The 16,969-nt window shown below is 56.6% G+C and carries 14 protein-coding genes; 10 read left to right on the forward strand and 4 right to left on the reverse strand.

The window, feature by feature from the left end:
* Positions 1-115 precede the first annotated feature (115 nt).
* From H7R58_RS15205 to yejF, 9 genes are all read left to right on the forward strand, one after another.
* Positions 116-1,582, forward strand: a complete 1,467-nt coding sequence (locus H7R58_RS15205; RefSeq protein WP_182930292.1) for a mannitol dehydrogenase family protein — start codon at positions 116-118, stop codon at positions 1,580-1,582.
* 119 nt (positions 1,583-1,701) lie between these two features.
* The gene (locus H7R58_RS15210) at positions 1,702-2,679 is read left to right on the forward strand and encodes a CobW family GTP-binding protein (protein WP_182930291.1); all 978 of its coding nucleotides are present in this window, start codon (positions 1,702-1,704) and stop codon (positions 2,677-2,679) included.
* 44 nt (positions 2,680-2,723) lie between these two features.
* On the forward strand, positions 2,724-3,440 hold the full coding sequence (locus H7R58_RS15215) for a phosphatase PAP2 family protein (RefSeq protein ID WP_181357951.1): 717 nt from the start codon (positions 2,724-2,726) through the stop codon (positions 3,438-3,440).
* A 419-nt stretch (positions 3,441-3,859) separates the two neighbouring features.
* Positions 3,860-4,432: a bifunctional murein DD-endopeptidase/murein LD-carboxypeptidase gene (mepS, locus tag H7R58_RS15220; RefSeq protein ID WP_106924382.1), complete on the forward strand. Its 573-nt coding sequence runs from the start codon at positions 3,860-3,862 to the stop codon at positions 4,430-4,432.
* A 123-nt stretch (positions 4,433-4,555) separates the two neighbouring features.
* Positions 4,556-6,121: a cyclic di-GMP phosphodiesterase gene (locus H7R58_RS15225; RefSeq protein WP_182930290.1), complete on the forward strand. Its 1,566-nt coding sequence runs from the start codon at positions 4,556-4,558 to the stop codon at positions 6,119-6,121.
* A 71-nt stretch (positions 6,122-6,192) separates the two neighbouring features.
* Positions 6,193-8,010 (forward strand): extracellular solute-binding protein, encoded by a 1,818-nt coding sequence (locus H7R58_RS15230; protein WP_182930605.1) that lies wholly within the window; start codon positions 6,193-6,195, stop codon positions 8,008-8,010.
* A 9-nt stretch (positions 8,011-8,019) separates the two neighbouring features.
* Positions 8,020-9,111: a microcin C ABC transporter permease YejB gene (locus H7R58_RS15235; protein WP_182930289.1), complete on the forward strand. Its 1,092-nt coding sequence runs from the start codon at positions 8,020-8,022 to the stop codon at positions 9,109-9,111.
* Positions 9,112-9,113: 2 nt separating this feature from the next.
* A complete protein-coding gene (locus H7R58_RS15240) occupies positions 9,114-10,136 on the forward strand; it encodes a microcin C ABC transporter permease (RefSeq protein WP_106924379.1) in 1,023 nt (340 codons plus the stop codon).
* Between the two features lies 1 nt (position 10,137).
* Positions 10,138-11,727, forward strand: coding sequence for a microcin C ABC transporter ATP-binding protein YejF (gene yejF, locus H7R58_RS15245; RefSeq protein ID WP_106924378.1), 1,590 nt, complete (start codon positions 10,138-10,140; stop codon positions 11,725-11,727).
* A 3-nt stretch (positions 11,728-11,730) separates the two neighbouring features.
* On the opposite strand, the gene H7R58_RS15250 is transcribed toward yejF, so the two are convergent.
* The 3 genes from H7R58_RS15250 to rsuA all read right to left on the reverse strand — a co-directional run bounded on the left by H7R58_RS15250 (position 11,731) and on the right by rsuA (position 14,314).
* Positions 11,731-12,072 carry a YejG family protein gene (locus H7R58_RS15250; RefSeq protein WP_106924377.1) on the reverse strand — a complete coding sequence of 114 codons (342 nt, stop codon included), beginning with the start codon at positions 12,070-12,072 and terminating at the stop codon, positions 11,731-11,733.
* 316 nt (positions 12,073-12,388) lie between these two features.
* On the reverse strand, positions 12,389-13,585 hold the full coding sequence (locus H7R58_RS15255) for a Bcr/CflA family multidrug efflux MFS transporter (protein WP_106924376.1): 1,197 nt from the start codon (positions 13,583-13,585) through the stop codon (positions 12,389-12,391).
* A 21-nt stretch (positions 13,586-13,606) separates the two neighbouring features.
* Positions 13,607-14,314: a 16S rRNA pseudouridine(516) synthase RsuA gene (gene rsuA, locus H7R58_RS15260; protein ID WP_106924375.1), complete on the reverse strand. Its 708-nt coding sequence runs from the start codon at positions 14,312-14,314 to the stop codon at positions 13,607-13,609.
* 152 nt (positions 14,315-14,466) lie between these two features.
* On the opposite strand from rsuA, the gene H7R58_RS15265 reads away from it, so the two are divergent.
* On the forward strand, positions 14,467-16,224 hold the full coding sequence (locus H7R58_RS15265) for a DEAD/DEAH box helicase (protein ID WP_182930288.1): 1,758 nt from the start codon (positions 14,467-14,469) through the stop codon (positions 16,222-16,224).
* On the opposite strand, the gene H7R58_RS15270 is transcribed toward H7R58_RS15265, so the two are convergent.
* A complete protein-coding gene (locus tag H7R58_RS15270) occupies positions 16,221-16,754 on the reverse strand; it encodes a lipocalin family protein (RefSeq protein WP_106924373.1) in 534 nt (177 codons plus the stop codon). The two genes, H7R58_RS15265 and H7R58_RS15270, sit on opposite strands and share 4 nt — an antisense overlap.
* Between the last annotated feature and the right edge of the window lie 215 nt (positions 16,755-16,969).

The raw sequence follows: 16,969 nt of genomic DNA on the forward strand, positions 1-16,969 counted from the left end.
TGGATTGATTGATCCAGCTCACAGTAACGGGATAAATACGGCACACCAATTCAATTTGTTGTCATATAACTTTACACTGCGCAGGTTAATTAATCGTTAATTGGATGTGTAAACAATGAAGACTATCGCCTCGTGCCCCCTCCCTGACAGCGTGCAGCGCCCACAATATGATAGACAAAGGTTGCGTTCGCGGATTGTGCACTTTGGTTTTGGCGCCTTTCACCGCGCGCACCAGGCGCTGTTAACCGACCGGGTGCTCAACCAGCACGGCGGCGATTGGGGCATCTGCGAAATCAGCCTGTTTAGCGGCGATGTCCTGATGAGTCAGCTGCGTCAGCAGGATCATTTGTTTACCGTGATGGAAAAAAGCGCGGCGGGTAACCAGCCGATTATTATCGGCGCGGTCCATGAGTGCCTGAACGCAAAGCTGGATTCACTCGCCGCCATTATCGAAAAATTCTGCGAACCCCAGGTGGCCATCGTCTCGCTGACCATTACCGAAAAAGGGTATTGCCTCGATCCGGCCACCGGCCATCTCGATTTCACCCAGCCGCGCATCGTGCACGATCTGCAATCGCCGGACGAACCGCATTCCGCGCCGGGGATCCTCGTTGAAGCGCTGCACCGTCGCCGCGCGCGCGGCCTGCCGGCGTTTACCGTGCTTTCCTGCGACAACATTCCGGATAACGGCCACGTCGTCAAAAACGCCGTGCTGGATATGGCGACCCGCCGCGATCCGCAGCTGGCGAGCTGGATTGCTGAACACGTCAGCTTCCCCGGCACCATGGTCGATCGTATCGTCCCGGCGGCCACCGACGCCTCACTGGCTGAAATCACCCGCGAACTTGGCGTTGAAGATCCCTGCGCTATCAGCTGCGAACCGTTTATTCAGTGGGTAATTGAAGACAACTTCGTCGCCGGTCGCCCCGACTGGGGTAGCGTCGGCGCGCAAATGGTCGACAACGTGCTGCCGTGGGAAGAGATGAAGCTGCGTATGCTCAACGGCAGCCACTCCTTCCTTGCCTATCTGGGCTATCTGGCGGGTTACGCGCACATCAGCGACTGTATGCAGGACGCGTCCTATCGCCGCGCCGCACGCCACCTGATGATGGCCGAACAGGCCCCCACGCTGAGCATTTCCGGCGTCGATCTCGGTGCCTACGCCGATAGCCTGATCGACCGCTTCAGTAACCCGGCGTTGCAGCATCGCACCTGGCAGATAGCCATGGACGGTAGCCAAAAACTGCCGCAGCGTCTGCTTGACGGTATTCGTATTCACCTGAAAAACGGCAGCCGTTGGCCGCTGCTGGCGCTGGGCGTTGCTGGCTGGATGCGCTACGTCAGCGGTATTGACGATGCGGGCGAGCCAATAGATGTGCGCGATCCGCTGGCGGAAAAAATTCGCGGCATCGTTGCCAACAGCGATGACGAAAGCCGGGTTGCCGCACTGCTGACGCTCCAGGAAGTTTTCGGCAGCGACCTGCCGGCCAATCCAGTGTTTGTGCAAGCCGTTGAACAAGCATGGCAAAGCCTGGTCCACGAAGGCGCACGCCAGGCAGTGCTGACGGCGCTGAACCGTTAACATTTCCTGCCATAACGCGGGCCGATTTTCACGTGGCCCGCTTCTCCCCTTCTCTTTTCATCCCGTTTTCGTCAGGATAGAGTGATCTCGTTAACACTTTTTCTTATCCCGGAGCTCTCGTGACGAAAACCAATCTGATCACCGGCTTTCTCGGCAGCGGTAAAACCACCTCGATTCTGCATCTGCTGGCACATAAACCCGCCGATGAAAAATGGGCCGTGCTGGTCAATGAATTTGGCGAAGTCGGTATCGACGGCGCACTGCTGGCCGACAGCGGCGCATTGCTAAAAGAGATCCCCGGTGGCTGCATGTGCTGCGTCAACGGCCTGCCGATGCAGGTAGGATTAAACACGCTGCTGCGCCAGGGCAAACCGGATCGTCTGCTGATTGAGCCCACGGGTCTGGGTCACCCGAAGCAGATCCTCGATCTGCTGACCGCCCCGGTGTACGAGCCATGGATCGACCTGCGCGCCACGCTGTGTGTGGTAGACCCGCGCCAGCTTCTGGATGAAAAAGTCCTGCATAACGAAAACTTCCGCGATCAGCTGGCGGCGGCTGACATCATCGTCAGCAACAAAGCCGACCGCGCAACGGCAGAAAGCCAGCGGGCAATGGCCGACTGGTGGCAGCATAACGGCAGCACGCGCCTGCACGTGGAAGCGACGCAGGGCAATATTGATGTTGCTCTGCTTGATACCCCGCGCCACAACCTGACCGAGCTGCGCGCCAGCGCCGCCCATGCGCATTCACATCCCTCGAACAAAGGTCTGGCCGCCTTAAGCCTGCCGGCGCACCAGCGCTGGCGTCGCAGCGTCAATGAGGGCCAGGGCTACTATGCCTGCGGCTGGATTTTTGATGCCGACACCACTTTTGATACCATCGGCCTGCTCGAATGGGCGCGGCTGGCTCCGGTCGCCAGGCTGAAAGCGGTGATGCGTATTCCTGAGGGCCTGGTGCGTATTAACCGCCAGGGGGCCGATCTGCATATTGAAACGCAGAATGTCGCTCCGCCCGACAGCCGAATCGAGCTCATTCACGACGCGCAGTGCGACTGGAATGCACTACAATCCGCGCTGTTGAAACTTCGTTTAGGGTAATGCCGCTAAGGTTTCCTGCGAGATTAACTGCGGTGAATTTGATAATGCGAACACGTTTTCCCTTGATTTTGTTACTGAACGCCGCCGGCGTGGCGTTATTTATGTCCTGGTATCTGCCTGCCAATCACGGGTTGTGGTCGACCGCGGACCTGGCTATTTTTCAATTATTTAATCAAGGGTTAACGCCGGATAACCTCGGCTATGCGTGGTTTTTAGCCATTATTAACAACCGCGCGTTCGATGGCTGTTCGCTGCTGGCAATGGGCTGCCTGATGCTGAGCTTCTGGGTTAAAGAAAACGGCGAAGGCCGTCGACGTATCGTCATTATTGGCCTGGTCATGCTGCTGGCGGCGGTCATCATTAATCAGCTGGCCCAGCATCTGATGCCGGTCACCCGTAGCAGCCCATCGGTTTCCGTCCCCGGCGTACACCGCGTCAGCGATTTTATTGCCTTCTCCACCAAAGACGGTTCACGCGACAGTTTCCCCGGCGACCACGGAATGATGCTGCTGATATTTGCCACCTTCATGTGGCGCTATTTTGGTCGTAAAGCGTTCGCTATTTCACTGGTTATTTTTGTGGTTTTCGCTTTCCCGCGCGTAATGATCGGCGCCCACTGGTTTACCGATATCGCCGTCGGCTCGCTCACCGCCGTACTGATTGGCGTACCGTGGGTGTTAATGACGCCATTAAGCGATACCCTCATTTCGCTATTTGAGCGAAATTTACCCAATTTCGCCAAACTGAAATTAGGTCACTAAATAACCATTGTGTCTGACACAGCAAAGAGAGGGCCACGGCCCTCTTTTTCATTTCTTATATATTTTTTATCAATGTAATCTTCCGGTCACAATATTCACCAGAATAATGAATGAGTTGCCCATTTTCTGTCCACTGCAGGCTTTTTTTTACCCATTCACAAATTTTAACTTTGTGTATCACTATTTCTTATAAAAAATAGGGCAAAAGCGCTCGCAATGCCGCTTTCGTTAAGGTAATCTCATTCGCGTTTGTCGCTTCGAAGGGCAATTATTGCGTTCTTAAATTAAAGTTTGTGCGCTGCGCCACAAAACTGAATTCAAAGAATTGTCTCATTGATTGCGTGTATTTAGTCTCAGACGCGTTTGGCATTTTTTATAACGGCTACGGTCGTTAAGGACTTCAAGGGAAAACAACGAAAATGGTCAAATCTCAGCCGATTTTGAGATATATCTTGCGAGCGATTCCAGCAGTAGCAGTTGCGGTTCTGCTTTCTGCCTGTAGTTCAACCGGTAATACCGCAAAGAATATGCATTCTGAGACGCTTGGTGTGGGTAGCGGTGATACCTCTTCACTGCAAGCCTCTCAGGATGAATTTGAAAGTATGGTGCGTAACCTCGACGTGAAATCACGTCTGATGGAGCAATACGCAGGCTGGAAAGGCGTCCGTTACCGTCTGGGTGGCGACACCAAACGCGGCATCGACTGCTCCAGCTTCGTCCAGCGCACCTTCCGCGAACAGTTTGGTTTAGAGCTGCCGCGCTCCACCTGGGAGCAGCAGGAAACGGGCAAATCCGTTTCGCGCAGTCAGCTTCGTACCGGTGACTTAGTACTGTTCCGCGCAGGCTCAACCGGCCGTCACGTTGGTATTTATATTGGTAACAACCAGTTCGTTCATGCATCCACCAGCAGCGGTGTGACCATTTCCAGCATGAATGAGCCATACTGGAACAAGCGTTACAACGAAGCTCGCCGCGTGTTGAGCCGTTCGTAATGGCCCTTACCGCCGGTTTCCCTTGGCTGGCGGTAAGCATAAAAAAAGCACTGCTCTGGCAGTGCTTTTTTTATGCTTCATCAGTATTCTTTTCTTTAGAGTTCCGTAGCATAGAGAAGTTGCATGTTTACCCGTTACTCATCAATTAACCGCCGAATTGTATTCACCAGCATTATTGCTGGGCTACTGATTGCCCTGGTTGCCGGGGTGGCGCAGTTTTCTATTTTTCATCATCGCCGTTCCGAGCAGTTTGATACTACCATCTCAAGCCTGCAAAACTACCTGAACAGCTATTTCAGCCAAATCCTCGTCACCATCGATTCACTCCAGCCGCTCACGGTGAACGCCTGTGAAGAGGTCTCTTCAGAACTGACCGCCCGGGCCGCTTTTAGTATGAACGTGCGCGCCTTTCTGCTGGTAAAAAACCACGTCGCCTACTGTTCCTCTGCGACCGGGCCGATGTCGATGCCGCTTAAGGATCTGGTTCCGGATCTCGACCTGAGCAAAAACCACGTGATGGGGATCCTCTCCGGCACGCCGATGATGCCGACCACTCCGGCCTTTGTGCTGTGGGTCAAAAGCCCGCTGCTGGAAAATCGCGGCGTCTTCGCCTCGATTAACGCCAACTTAATGCCGTGGGTGCTCTACTCATCGAAACAAACGCCCTACAACGGCGTGGCGCTGGTGGTGAACGGTAAGACGGCCATTTCCACGTTTAGCAGCAAACCTATCGCGTTGAGCGAAATTACCGATACCCCGGTTCGGCACGTGAAAATCAAGGGCGTCCCGCTGGAAGTGTATCTGTACAGCAACGCCTCCAGCACCGATAACTCGCTGTATGCCCTGCTATTAGGTCTGGCCTGTGGGCTGATTGGCGGCATGCTGTGCTTCTATATCCTGACCATCCGCTCGCGGCCGGGAAAAGAGATTCTTTCCGCCATTAAGCATCGCCAGTTTTACGTGGTTTATCAGCCGGTCGTGAATGCTAAAAATCAGCAGATTGGCGGCGTCGAGGCGCTGATGCGCTGGTCACACCCAACGGCGGGCAATATTCCGCCGGATGCTTTTATCAGCTTTGCCGAAGCGCAGAACCTGATTGTGCCCCTGACACAGCATCTGTTCGAGCTGATTGCCGCCGATGCGCAGACGCTAAAAGACATTCTGCCGCCAGGAGCCAAACTTGGTATCAACATCGCGCCGGGGCATCTGCACGCCGAGAGCTTCCAGCAGGATATACGCAAGCTGGCGGCCAGCCTGCCGGATAACTACTTCCAGCTGGTACTGGAGATTACCGAACGCGACATGCTGCACCAGGAAAAGGCGATGAGCCTGTTTTCCTGGCTGCGCAGTGAAGGCATTGAAGTGGCAATTGATGATTTCGGCACCGGCCACAGCGCCCTCATCTACCTTGAGCGCTTTACCCTCGATTACCTGAAAATCGACCGCGGTTTTGTGAGCGCAATTGGTCGCGAGACCATTACGTCCCCGGTACTCGATGCCGTGCTGACGCTAACCCGGAGGCTGAATATTGTCACCGTGGCCGAAGGGGTTGAAACCGAAGAACAGGCCGCGTGGCTGCGGGACCACGGCGTCGATTACCTCCAGGGCTATCTGATAAGCCGCCCGCTGGCGCTCAACGACCTGATGGCGGAATACCGTAAGCCCGCAAAGTATTTCACACAAGATTGACGGTCTATTAAGATTTCGTGATAAAAGGTGTGTTCAATCAAGCTGTTTCATCGCGGGGTGCCCCTATTGTGATCGTAGCGCGTATCTGTTTTGCCCTGCTGCTGTGCGCTTTCTCGACGCAGGCGCAGACGATAAAAGAAAGCTTCGCGTTTGCGGTGATCGGCGAGCCGAAATACCCTATCGACTTCCATCATTTCGATTACGTCAATCCCGCGGCACCGAAGGGGGGAAACGTCACGCTGGCGGCCATCGGCACCTTCGATAACTTTAACCGTTACGCTCTGCGCGGCAATGCCGCCGTCCGTACCGAATCGCTGTACGATGCGCTATACACCACCTCTGACGACGAGCCGGGTAGCTACTACCCGCTGGTTGCCGAGCATGCACGCTATGCCGATGATTTTTCGTGGGTGGAGCTGACGCTTAACCCGCGCGCACGTTTTCATGACGGCAGCCCGATAACCGCCCGCGATGTCGCGTTCACCTTCCAGAAATTCATGACGGAAGGCGTACCGCAGTTTCGGCTGATCTATAAAGGCACCACCGTTAAAGCGATTGCCCCGCTCACCGTACGCATTGTGCTGGCCAAACCCGGCAAAGAGGACATGCTGGGGCTGTTTACCCTGCCCATCCTACCGGAAGCGTTCTGGAAAGATCATAAACTGAGCGATCCCTTAAGCACACCGCCGCTGGCCAGCGGTCCCTACCGCATCAGCGGTTGGAAAATGGGGCAGTATATTATTTACTCCCGCGTGAAAGACTATTGGGGTGCCGATTTAGCGGTAAACCGCGGGCGCTGGAATTTTGACTCGCTGCGCTACGATTATTATCTCGACGATAACGTCGCGTTCGAAGCCTTTAAGGCAGGTGCCTACGATGTACGCACCGAAAGCAGCGCCAAAAACTGGGCAACCCGCTATATCGGCAAAAACTTCGCCAGCGGCTATATCGTCAAGAATGAACAGAAAAACGATGCTGCACAGGATACCCGCTGGCTGGCGTTTAATATCCAGCGTCCCGTATTCGCCGACCGGCGAGTGCGTCAGGCGGTAAGCATGGCGTTTGATTTTGAGTGGATGAACAAAGCGTTGTTCTACAACGCCTACAGCCGCCCCAATAGCTATTTTCAGAACACCGAATACGCCGCCCGCGGCTACCCGACCGCCGACGAGTTAATCCTGCTGGGGCCGCTTAAAGACGCGCTGCCGCCGGAGGTATTCAGCGCTATTTATCAGCCACCCACCTCACGCGGCGACGGTTTCGATCGCCAAAACCTGCTGCAAGCAGGACAGTTGTTGAACGAGGCGGGCTGGGTGCTGAAAGGCCAACAGCGGGTCAACGAAAAAACCGGCCAGCCCCTGCGTTTTGAGCTGCTGCTGCCGTCCGGCGGTAACGACCAGTGGGTGATGCCATTCCAGCATAATTTACAGCGCCTGGGCATTACGATGGATGTCCGCCAGACCGATATCTCGCAGGTCACTAACCGCATGCGTAGCCGCGACTACGACATGATGCCACGGCTATGGCGAGCGATGCCGTGGCCCAGTGGGGATTTACAGATTTCGTGGTCATCAGCCTATATCAACTCGTCCTACAACGCCCCCGGCGTCGCCAGCCCGGCGATCGACAGCCTGATTGACCAGATCATCCGCTGGCAGGGTAACAAGCAAAAGCTGGTGCCGCTTGGCCGCGCGCTTGACCGAGTGTTAACCTGGAACTATTACATGCTGCCGATGTGGTATATGTCGGGCAGCCGCACCGCCTACTGGGATAAGTTCGCCTACCCGGCCGTACATCCGCTGTATAACGCCGGCATCGATGCCCCCGGCTTCGACACCTGGTGGTATGACGTCAATAAAGCGGCGCGTCTGCCCGCCTCCCGACGCTAAGGAGAGAACATGGCCGCCTATTTGGTACGTCGACTGCTGCTGATTATCCCAACCCTGTGGGCCATCATCACGCTGAACTTCTTTATTGTGCAAATCGCCCCCGGCGGCCCGGCCGATCAGGCCATTGCCGCAGTAGAGTTTGGTCAGCAGGGCAGCCTGCCCGGCGGCGGAGGCGGTATGGGCGGCGGCCAGTCGCGCGCGGGGGTCAGCAATATTGCCGAAAGCCAGTATCGTGGCGGCCGCGGCCTCGACCCTGAAGTGATTGCTGAAATCACCCAGCGCTACGGCTTTGATAAACCGCTGCACGAGCGTTACTTCAAGATGCTCGGTGACTATCTGCGCTTCGATTTTGGCAACAGCCTGTTCCGCAATGCCTCAGTGATGCAACTGATGAAAGAGAGCCTGCCGGTATCGGTGACGCTGGGGCTCTGGAGCACCTTGATCATCTACCTGGTCTCGATACCGCTCGGCATCCGCAAAGCGGTGTATAACGGTAGCCGCTTCGATATCTGGAGCAGTACCGGGATTATTATCGGCTACGCCATTCCGGCGTTTCTGTTCGCCATCGTCCTGATCGTGCTGTTCGCTGGCGGCAGCTACTACGATATTTTCCCGCTGCGTGGGCTGGTGTCGGCGAATTTCGCTACTCTGCCGTGGTATCAGAAAATCACCGACTATCTTTGGCACATTACGCTACCGGTGCTGGCAACGGTCATCGGCGGCTTTGCCGCGCTGACCATGCTGACCAAGAACGCTTTTCTTGATGAAATCCGCAAGCAGTACGTGGTCACGGCACGGGCGAAAGGCGTCAGCGAGCGGCAAATTCTGTGGAAGCACATCTTTCGCAACGCCATGCTGCTGGTGATCGCTGGCTTCCCCGCGACCTTTATCAGCATGTTCTTCACCGGTTCGTTGCTGATTGAGGTGATGTTCTCGCTGAACGGCCTGGGTCTGCTGGGCTATGAGGCGACCGTCTCACGCGATTATCCGGTCATGTTCGGCACGCTGTATATCTTTACTCTGATAGGCCTGCTGCTGAATATCGTCAGTGACATCAGCTATACGCTGGTCGATCCCCGTATTGATTTTGAGGGCCGCTAGTCATGACCCTAAGCTCCGTTAATCAGGCACGCTGGGCGCGCTTTTGCCACAACCGCCGTGGCTACTGGTCGCTGTGGATTTTTCTGGCACTCTTTATCTGCAGCCTGTGTGCAGAGCTGATCGCCAACGATCGGCCGCTGCTGGTGAGCTATCAGGGCAGCCTGTATACACCGGTATTGAAAACCTACAGTGAAAAAACCTTCGGCGGCGCGTTTGCCACTGCCGCCGACTACCAGGATCCGTGGCTCCAGCAGCGACTGGCGCAAAACGGCTGGGTGCTGTGGGCCCCGGTGCGTTTTGGCGCCAGCAGCATTAACTACGCCACCACGACCCCCTTCCCGTCGCCGCCGTCGCGGCAGAACTGGCTGGGCACCGACGCCAATGGTCGCGACGTGCTGGCGCGCATTCTTTACGGAACCCGTATCTCGCTGCTGTTTGGTCTGATTCTGACCGTCTGCTCCAGCGTCATGGGCGTGCTCGTCGGCGCGATTCAGGGCTACTATGGCGGGCGCGTCGACCTCTGGGGCCAGCGTTTTATTGAGGTATGGTCGGGAATGCCGACGCTGTTTCTGATAATCCTGCTATCAAGCGTCGTACAGCCCAACTTCTGGTGGCTGTTGGCCATCACCGTGCTGTTCGGCTGGATGTCGCTGGTTGGGGTAGTGCGGGCGGAGTTTTTGCGTACCCGTAACTTCGACTATATCCGCGCGGCCCAGGCGCTGGGCGTGGGCGACCGCAGTATTATCCTGCGCCATATGCTGCCCAATGCGATGGTCGCCACCCTGACCTTTATTCCGTTTATTCTCTGTAGCTCCATTACCACCCTCACCTCGCTGGATTTTCTCGGCTTTGGGCTGCCGCTCGGCTCGCCTTCATTGGGTGAACTGCTGTTACAGGGCAAAAATAATCTACAGGCCCCCTGGCTTGGGATCGCCGGTTTTCTTTGCGTCGCCGTCCTGCTGTCGCTGCTGATTTTTATCGGTGAAGCGGTGCGCGATGCCTTCGATCCTTCTAAGGCGGTATAAGATGCAGCAGCCACTTCTGGAAATCGACAACCTTTCTATCGCCTTTCGCCAGCAGGGTGTGACCACCACCGTCGTCGAGCAGCTCTCGCTGTCGCTGAACGCCGGTGAAACGCTGGCGCTGGTCGGTGAATCGGGTTCAGGGAAAAGCGTCTCGGCGCTGTCCATTCTGCGCCTGCTACCGGAGCCACCGGTCAGCTATCCGACCGGTGATATCCGCTTTGCCGGCGAGTCGCTGCTCCATGCCAGCCCGCAAACCCTGCGCGGGGTGCGCGGAAACCGCATCGCCATGATCTTCCAGGAACCGATGGTGTCGTTAAATCCGCTGCACACGCTGGAAAAACAGCTCGGCGAGGTGCTGTCGCTGCACCGAGGGATGCGTAAAGAGGCAGCGCGCGGCGAAATTCTCGACTGCCTGGAGCGCGTTGGCATCCGTCATGCTTTAAAACGGCTGGCGGACTACCCGCACCAGCTTTCCGGCGGCGAACGTCAGCGGGTAATGATTGCCATGGCCCTTCTCACCCGCCCGGAGCTGCTGATTGCCGATGAACCCACCACCGCGCTGGACGTTTCGGTACAGGCGCAAATTCTTCAGCTGCTGCGCGAGCTGCGCGCGGAGCTCAATATGGGGCTATTGTTCATTACGCATAACCTGAGCATCGTGCGCAAATTGGCCGACCGGGTGGCGGTAATGCAGCACGGACGCTGCGTTGAACAAAACGCATCAACGGCGCTGTTCGCAGCCCCCCAGCATCCGTACACCCGCAGGCTGCTCGACAGCGAGCCCACCGGCGAGCCCTGCGCCCTTCCCCCGGACGCCGTGCCGCTACTCGAAGTGAATCAGCTCAGCGTGGCATTTCCTGTGCGTAAAGGCATTCTACGGCGGATCGTTGACCAGAATCAGGTGGTGAAAAACCTGAGCTTTACTCTGCGAGCCGGTGAAACGCTGGGTCTGGTAGGGGAATCGGGTTCAGGTAAAAGTACGACCGGGCTGGCGCTGCTGCGGCTGATTGCTTCTCAGGGTGAGATTCGCTTCGCCGGTGAAGCCCTTCAGGGGCGCAATCGCCAGCAGATGCTACCGCTACGCCATCGTATTCAGGTGGTATTTCAGGACCCCAATTCGTCGCTCAACCCGCGGCTGACCGCGCTACAGATTATTGAGGAAGGTCTGCGGGTGCACCAGCCGTCGCTGTCGTCGGCCGAACGCGAACAGCAGGTTATCCACGTCATGCAGGAAGTGGGGTTAGATCCCGACACCCGCCAGCGCTACCCGGCGGCTTTTTCCGGCGGGCAACGGCAGCGCATCGCCATCGCGCGGGCGCTAATCCTCAAACCGCAGCTGATCGTGCTGGACGAACCCACCTCATCGCTCGATCGCACCGTTCAGTCACAGATCCTGGCGCTGCTCAAGGCGTTACAGGAAAAGCATGGTCTGGCCTATATCTTTATCAGCCACGATTTGCAGGTTGTCCGATCGCTGTGCCACCAGGTCATCGTGTTGCGGCAGGGAGAGGTTGTCGAGCAGGGTGAATGTCGGCGCGTTTTTACCGAACCCAGGCAGGCGTATACGCGTCAGCTCATCGCGCTGAGCTGACGGTTAAAACGGATTGTTACCGGAAAACGGCTCAGCAATGGCGACGCCAAAGTTTTTCAGACGGCAGGTCGCGGCAAATTCGTCCTGGCGCTTCACAAACAGGCACGGCTCGCCTTCGCACTCCAGCACGGAGCAGTCGACGGAGATATCCGTGAGCGCCTGGCTAAGCGAGTGCATCACCGGCCAGGCGCTGTCGCCGTCCGGACTTAAAAGCTTGAGCGCCACCAGCGCGTTTTCGCCCGCCGTGCCATTTTGCGGAATCGGTTCAACTTTGGAACCTGCAAAACCCGCAGACCAGCGATAGTCCTGCGGCAGTCGATGTACGATTGATAGCTGTAATGTCATTACGTTCTTTCCCCGGAAGCAACAGTGCTTCACAATTATTTCACATCCATATTAACACATTGTTGACAAATCGTCCTGCATCCAGCAAAAAAACGCCTGCATTCAACATTCTTCTTACGACATCATTCGGTGTACTGATGCATTTGCGCGCTATATGTACCCGTATCTGTGATCTAACGCAATCTTTTTATCTACAACAATGTGACTTTTTACATTAATGGATTTTACATAAAAGAAACATTACACCCCAGCGGCAATGCAATTTCTGTTGATATGTATCAACAAAGGGGCGTATTTCGCCCCTGCAAAAAGCTGACTAGTGCGACGCTTTGCGCGGTCGACTGGCGTAGAGATAGAAGAGGATGGAACAGGAGGCGCAGAGCGCAATGGAAATGAGCATCGGCCAGGCGGTGGTAAAGGTGGCCATCGACAGCAGCGCACCCACAATGGCGCCGATACCGAAGCGGAAGGTGCCAGCCAGCGAAGAGGCCGTACCGGCCATATGCGGAAACTCATCAAGAATGACCGCCATGGCGTTAGAAGAAACCATCGACACGCAGCCGATAAACGCCGCAATCCCCAGCACCAGCGACCAGAAGCCGACGTCCAGCAGCGCGGTGACCACCATCCAGATAGCCATCGCAAACTGAATCAGCAGCCCGGCGCGGAACATCCACAGCGCCCCCACCCGGCGGACGAAGCGACTGTTGATCGTGGTAGTAATAAAGAGGAAAACGATGTTCAGCGCGAAATAATAGCCAAAGTGCTGCGGCGAAACGTGGTTCAACTCGATGTAAACAAACGGCCCGGCGCTCAGGAACGAGAACATTGCCGCAAAGCTAAAGCCGCTAGCCAGCATGTAGGCCAGCACCCGCTTGTGGCGGAACAGCGAAGCAAAGTTGCCGAGCGTGGTGCTTAGGCGAAACGGCTGACGCCGCTCAACCGGCAGCGTTTCATCGATAAAGAAGTAGATCATCGCCGACGCCAGCAGCGCCGCTAACGCCAGAATCCAGAAGATTGCATGCCAGCTAAACCACACCAGTACCGCACCGCCGACCATCGGCGCCACCAGCGGCGCGATGGTGGTCACCAGCATGACAAACGACATCATGCGCGAGAACTCTTCTTTCGGATAAATATCGCGCATCAGGGCGTTTATCACCACGCTTGCCGCTGCCGCCGCCAGACCGTGGAAGAAACGCGTGGTGATGAGGTAGTCGATTGTCGGTGCTAGCGCACAGGCCACCGCCGCCGCGGCAAAGATCAGCGTGCCGCCGAGGATCACCGGCTTGCGTCCCAGGCTATCGGCCATCGGGCCATACAGCAACTGGCCAAGCGCAAAGCCGAGAATATAGGTGCTGAGGGTCATCTGCGCGCTGCCGGCCGGAACGCCAAACTGCGCGGAAATGACCGGCAGCGCCGGAAGGTACATGTCGATCGACAGCGGCATTAACATGGCCAGAAGGCCAAGAATAAAAACAATCTTTAACGACGAGCGCGGCCTGGACGTCACAATCTACCTCTAATGAGTGGGTTAGCGCATTGGGGCGCCAACGCTGGCGATTTCTTCTGCGGTTAATGGGCGGTATTCCCCTGGCTCCAGCGTGGGGTCGAGGGCTATCTCGCCGATGCGTTCACGATGCAGCCCTACGACGTGGTTGCCCACGGCGGCAAACATCCGTTTTACCTGGTGGTAACGGCCTTCGCTGATGGTCAGACGCACTTCAGTAGGCGTCACCACTTCCAGCACGGCGGGTTTGGTGAGATCTTTTTCATTGTGCAGCTGCACACCTTTGGCAAACTGCGCGGCGGTATCATCGCTTACCGGGTTTTCCAGCGTCACCAGATAGGTTTTTTCGCAGTGGTGACGCGGCGAGGTGATGCGATGAGACCATTGACCGTCGTCGGTCATCAGCACCAGCCCGGTCGTGTCGATATCCAGACGCCCCGCAGCATGCAGCTTGTGCGCTACCGGTTCATCAAGGAAATACAGCACCGTCGGGTGATCCGGATCTTCGGTTGAGCAGACATAGCCCTGAGGCTTGTTGAGCATAAAATAGCGCGGACCGCTCTGCTGCGTCAGCGAATTGCCTTCATAGGCCACGCTATGTTCGGGTTGCAGTTTGAAGGCGGTATCGCGTACCACTTCGTCATCAACGGTCACGTGGTGCCCGCGGATCAAACGCCCGGCAATAGCACGGCTGACGCCGAGTTGCTGAGCGATAAACTTATCAAGTCGCATGAAGTATTTTTAGCCTGTAATAGTGCCGGGTGCCGGACGAAACGTCCGCAAAAGGAGTAGTAACAATCGTTAAGTATAACGGGCTTGTTATCCCACTCAAGCGAAAAGATTCATGGCATACTATTTGGCTATTAAGGACTAACATCACGGCAATGACTTTTACACTACGTCCCTATCAACAGGAAGCGGTTGACGCCACCCTGGCCTACTTTCGCCGCCATACCGAACCTGCGGTTATCGTGCTCCCCACCGGCGCAGGCAAAAGTCTGGTCATCGCCGAGCTGGCGCGGCTGGCGCGCGGCCGCGTTCTGGTGCTGGCTCACGTGAAAGAGCTGGTCGCACAGAACCATGCCAAATACTGCGCGCTCGGGCTGGAAGCCGATATTTATGCCGCCGGGCTGAAACGCAAAGAGAGTCACGGTAAGGTGGTTTTTGGCAGCGTACAGTCCGTAGCGCGAAATCTTGACCATTTTCAGGGGGAGTTTTCGCTGCTGATCGTCGACGAATGCCACCGCATCAGCGACGACGACGATAGTCAGTACCAGCAAATCCTCGGCCACCTGCAAAAGGTCAATCCGCAGATCCGCCTGCTCGGACTCACGGCAACGCCCTTCCGCCTCGGCAAAGGCTGGATTTATCAGTTCCACTATCATGGTATGGTGCGCGGCGATAAAAATGCCCTGTTCCGCGACTGTATCTACGAGCTGCCGCTGCGCTACATGATAAAGCACGGCTACCTGACGCCGCCGGAACGGCTGGACATGCCGGTCGTGCAGTACGATTTCAGCCGCCTGCAGGCCAACAGCAATGGCCTGTTCAGCGAGGCGGATCTCAACCGTGAGCTCAAACAGCAGCAGCGCATCACGCCGCACATTATTAGCCAGATAGAAGAGTTCGCACAGACGCGCAAAGGGGTGATGATTTTCGCCGCCACCGTTGAACACGCCCGGGAAATCACCGGCCTGCTGCCCGCCGATGATGCCGCGCTGATCACCGGCGAAACGCCGGGGCCGCAGCGCGACAGCCTGATTGAGGCGTTTAAAAACCAGCGGTTCCGCTACCTGGTGAACGTCGCGGTCCTGACGACCGGCTTTGATGCGCCGCACGTCGATCTGATTGCTATCCTGCGCCCAACGGAATCGATCAGTCTGTATCAACAGATTGTCGGCCGCGGCCTGCGGTTGGCGCCGGGGAAAACGGACTGTCTGATTCTGGATTACGCCGGCAACCCACACGACCTGTACGCCCCGGAAGTGGGGGCACCCAAAGGTAAAAGCGATAACGTGCCGGTACAGGTATTCTGCCCTGGCTGCGGCTTTGCCAATACCTTCTGGGGCAAAATGACCGCCGACGGCACGCTCATTGAGCATTTTGGCCGCCGCTGCCAGGGCTGGCTTGAGGATGATGAAGGCCACCGCGAGCAGTGCGACTACCGCTTCCGCTTTAAAAACTGCCCGCAGTGTAACGCCGAGAACGATATTGCCGCCCGCCGCTGTCGCGAGTGCGACACCGTACTGGTGGACCCGGACGATATGCTGAAGGCGGCGCTGAAGCTAAAAGACGCGCTGGTGCTGCGCTGTAGCGGCATGGTGTTACAGGACGGGATGGACGAAAAAGGTGGCTGGCTGAAAATCACCTATTACGACGAAGATGGTGCCGACGTCAGCGAACGCTTCCGTCTGCACACACCCGCACAGAAAACGGCGTTTGAGCAGCTGTTTATTCGCCCGCATACCCGTACGCCCGGCGTACCGCTGCGCTGGATAACGCCCGCCGATATCCTCAGCCAGCAGGCTCTGCTGCGGGCACCGGATTTTGTCGTCGCCCGCAAAAAAGGCCCCTACTGGCAGGTGCGGGAAAAGATCTTCGACTATGAAGGGCGCTACCGCCGGGCCAACGAACTACGCTAGCTGTGCGTTTGCTTCACCCACACCAAGCGATCGACAGCAAAACCGAGGCCGCGGGCAATGTTCAGGTAATTCTGACGTACCTGCGGCGGCAGCGTCGGCGTGCGCGACAGAATCCACAGATAGTCGCGGTTGGGCCCGCTGACCAGCGCATATTGGTATTCATCATCCAACGCAATCACGTTGTAGCCACCGTAGAACGGACCAAAGAAGGAAACCTTCAGCGCTGCCGTCGTGGGCTCACCGGTAAAATACGCCTTCCCTTCACTCAGCTTCCACTCGCCTTTCTGCGGGTCGAAGCCGCGGTTGGCGACAGAAATCCCGCCGTCGGCCCGTTTGCCATAGGTTGCATTAACCTGCTCCAATCCCCGTTCAAAGCGGTTCTCCAGGCGAGCAATCTCATACCACTTGCCCAGATAACGGCTCGCGTCAAAATCATTAATGGGCGTGACGCCTTTCGGCGGCGTCGGCGAGCGGCAGGCCACCAGCGCCAAAGAAATAGCCACCCCCGTCACGATGGGCCATATTCTCATGTCTCCTCCTGTCAAAAATGGCTCGCCTTAAGTGTAGAGGATAGAAAAGCCGCGTGGTCAAATTCAGACAAGGGAGCGAGCCCTGGCGTAACGCCCTCTTCCCGGTGAGGTTTTCATTGCCCGCCCGGGGAATCGAAGCTATAATGCCGCCCGCTTTCACATCCGTGAAGCAGATCATTTGCCTGCTGCTGGGTCGCCTGTAGCAGGATTAATCA

This window comes from Klebsiella sp. WP4-W18-ESBL-05, from assembly GCF_014169075.1.
GTDB classification, from domain to species: Bacteria; Pseudomonadota; Gammaproteobacteria; order Enterobacterales; family Enterobacteriaceae; genus Kluyvera; species Kluyvera ascorbata_B.

Bases quoted from the DNA above. Each gene is read 5' to 3' on its own strand.
- H7R58_RS15225 (WP_182930290.1), top strand. From the start codon at position 4,556: ATGTTTACCCGTTACTCATCAATTAACCGCCGAATTGTATTCACCAGC.
- H7R58_RS15215 (WP_181357951.1), top strand. From the start codon at position 2,724: ATGCGAACACGTTTTCCCTTGATTTTGTTACTGAACGCCGCCGGCGTG.
- H7R58_RS15240 (WP_106924379.1), top strand. From the start codon at position 9,114: ATGACCCTAAGCTCCGTTAATCAGGCACGCTGGGCGCGCTTTTGCCAC.
- mepS (WP_106924382.1), top strand. From the start codon at position 3,860: ATGGTCAAATCTCAGCCGATTTTGAGATATATCTTGCGAGCGATTCCA.
- H7R58_RS15265 (WP_182930288.1), top strand. From the start codon at position 14,467: ATGACTTTTACACTACGTCCCTATCAACAGGAAGCGGTTGACGCCACC.
- rsuA (WP_106924375.1), bottom strand. From the start codon at position 14,314: ATGCGACTTGATAAGTTTATCGCTCAGCAACTCGGCGTCAGCCGTGCT.
- yejF (WP_106924378.1), top strand. From the start codon at position 10,138: ATGCAGCAGCCACTTCTGGAAATCGACAACCTTTCTATCGCCTTTCGC.
- H7R58_RS15205 (WP_182930292.1), top strand. From the start codon at position 116: ATGAAGACTATCGCCTCGTGCCCCCTCCCTGACAGCGTGCAGCGCCCA.
- H7R58_RS15235 (WP_182930289.1), top strand. From the start codon at position 8,020: ATGGCCGCCTATTTGGTACGTCGACTGCTGCTGATTATCCCAACCCTG.
- H7R58_RS15270 (WP_106924373.1), bottom strand. From the start codon at position 16,754: ATGAGAATATGGCCCATCGTGACGGGGGTGGCTATTTCTTTGGCGCTG.
- H7R58_RS15250 (WP_106924377.1), bottom strand. From the start codon at position 12,072: ATGACATTACAGCTATCAATCGTACATCGACTGCCGCAGGACTATCGC.